We start from the raw sequence: 2,326 nt of genomic DNA on the forward strand, positions 1-2,326 counted from the left end.
ACAGCTCGTCTCCGCATGTACTAACGCGTTTGATGACATGTTAATATTCTTGGCAGAAACAGCACCATAGACTCTTGCAGTACCGCTCATATCAACCTTTTGTTCACTGTATATCAAGCCAACAAACGTTGTTTTATTACTCGAGCCACTACTGTTTAAACTCACGTGTTTTGAACTATTCTCAAGGACATTGACCCTAAAGTGAGTATCTCCTGCCAATACAGGTTTATCACCGATCCAATTAACGATAGGAACCCCGGCAAAGCTCCCGTTATTGACAGATAGATCTTTTGTAAAGATTGTTACTGTATCTCCACTCTTGACTCTAAGTTCGCCTGTTCCATTGATATCAAGTTTACCAATTTTATATTTACCAGCCTCGATTTCTACGACACCACCATCACCAATTGTAATACTGTCGTATTCATAAACTTTAACACCACCAACTGTTATTGGTAGCGAAGTTACATCGTGGGTAAACGGAATATCTAAAGCATTACCAAGGTTATCAGGGACATCTTCTAAAACCTCTTTGTTAATCAAAAGGTCATCCAAACCAAGACACTTCTGACCTTCACAAGCAGAGTTTGTACGGTCGAAAGTATTAGCATCTAAAAAGCCAACATAACGCTTACCGTCTTCACGTAAAGCTCCGACGATCTGTGGAGAACCATTTATCTCAAGAGTACCGTTAGAGCCTAGCCAAGTTTGAACTGGGCTTTTGTTATTAAAGCCTTCACAAGTACCGAGCTCATTCGGTCGGTCAGACATAAAGAAGCCGACATCTTCTTTTACATGAGCACGCTCACTGTCACGATCCATATCCTCTTCAACCACAAAGAACACTTTATTGTTTGTCACATCACAACTACGTAACCAACCGCCATTGTTACCATCACGAGAGTTTTATCAAACCCTGCAAACGAGATATCAGTATATTCAAGGCAACCTTGCTCTATTGGGGAAATAACCTTCTCACTCAACCCTGTTGTTTTGAGCGTAGTGCCATCACCTAACCAAAAGCGCGCCCCTTGAATAAAGCCATAACCCTCACCGGCAACAAATCCCACTGTCTCTTCTTGGGTAAGGTTATTATTTTTGGTTACTTCTGATTTTTCTAGTGATAGAAAGAACTTGTCCGTTTTTACGCTGCGAGCCATCCCCGTAAACCACTTATTGGCGTTTTTCTTGGTTTGAGGTTGAACGAGAACCCCCGGAGTCTTGGAAAAGTTAGAAGGGAGACCGTAATCTGAATAATTTACGGTAACTTTAGCATTGGTGTTATCTCGAGATGCGGCAACTTTGGTACTTACCGTACCAGCAACAATTTTAGCTTGGTTGCCCAATGTAATAACGCCTTCTTCTATGACAAAGTAATCAATATTTAGATGGCTGTATTTATCGCTACTATCCAACATTGGACCATCAAGATATGTAATACCCTTATTCTTTCTTTTGGAGCTTGGCGCAATCTCTTGAATAATCGTAGCGGTTTCCCAATCCGTGCTTATTACTGAAGCTGTAGATGGTAATTCTGTGGTTCCTTCTGCCAATACAGACAGATCCGAATCAACTGTTGGCATAATAAAAACGAGTGGCTTGGGTTTTGCTCTATCATACGTATTCTCAAACGTAATTGTGCACTTCACTTTTTGTCTATCAGACGCATCATTGGGCTGAGGCTCAATAACCTCACAGCGGCTAGTATCATCGTTTTCAGCTGTCAAAGTACCAAACTCAAATTGAGGATTTCGATTTACTGGTGGAGGCTCTGGAGTAGAGTAGGAACAAACCTCTGCAATATTGGCAGGGCAGTTCGATGGCGCATAGTTACAATTAGGGTCATCAACACCACAATAAAGGTTCTCATTATTAAAGTCCGTTGATGATGCCTTTATTTCACCACATACCGAGGAGCTTTTAACCGTAGCTTTACCATGAGAGTTTATAGCCCCATTTCGAGCATAGATGCTGTTTTGGCTCTCAGCCTTAACCTCTCCGTGACATCACTTGACGCTCTAATGTTGCCAAAGACTTCATTTGGATTGGTCTCAAATTTAACCTGCCCTCCTGAACTCGTGACATCACCATACACTTTAGTTTTCTTTAGAATGACATCACTTAACGCTTTTACATTACCGTAGAATAAGTTGGTACCTGACTCAGATTTAACTTGCCCTCCCGTGCTATCAACGTTGCCATACACCGTAGCGCTTTTAAATATCGCATCAGAGTGCGACTCTATATCAATTGGAGTCGTTACAGTTCCTGATTGGTTAGAGTTTTCAAACTTCACACTACCCGACGTCAATTTTAACAATGGTCG

At 41.5% G+C, this 2,326-nt stretch carries 2 protein-coding genes and 1 pseudogene; all 3 read right to left on the reverse strand.

Annotated elements, in window-relative coordinates; translation table 11 throughout:
- Positions 1-861 (reverse strand): annotated as a pseudogene (locus tag KIV40_RS26775) (hypothetical protein); the annotation flags it as partial.
- Positions 858-1,727 (reverse strand): hypothetical protein, encoded by an 870-nt coding sequence (locus KIV40_RS26780; RefSeq protein ID WP_285352219.1) that lies wholly within the window; start codon positions 1,725-1,727, stop codon positions 858-860. The gene KIV40_RS26780 and the pseudogene KIV40_RS26775, both read right to left, overlap by 4 nt.
- Before the next feature lie 218 nt (positions 1,728-1,945).
- On the reverse strand, positions 1,946-2,326 hold a 381-nt coding region (locus KIV40_RS26785; protein ID WP_285352220.1), incomplete at its 5' end, for a hypothetical protein.

Source organism: Vibrio sp. D173a, assembly GCF_030248475.1.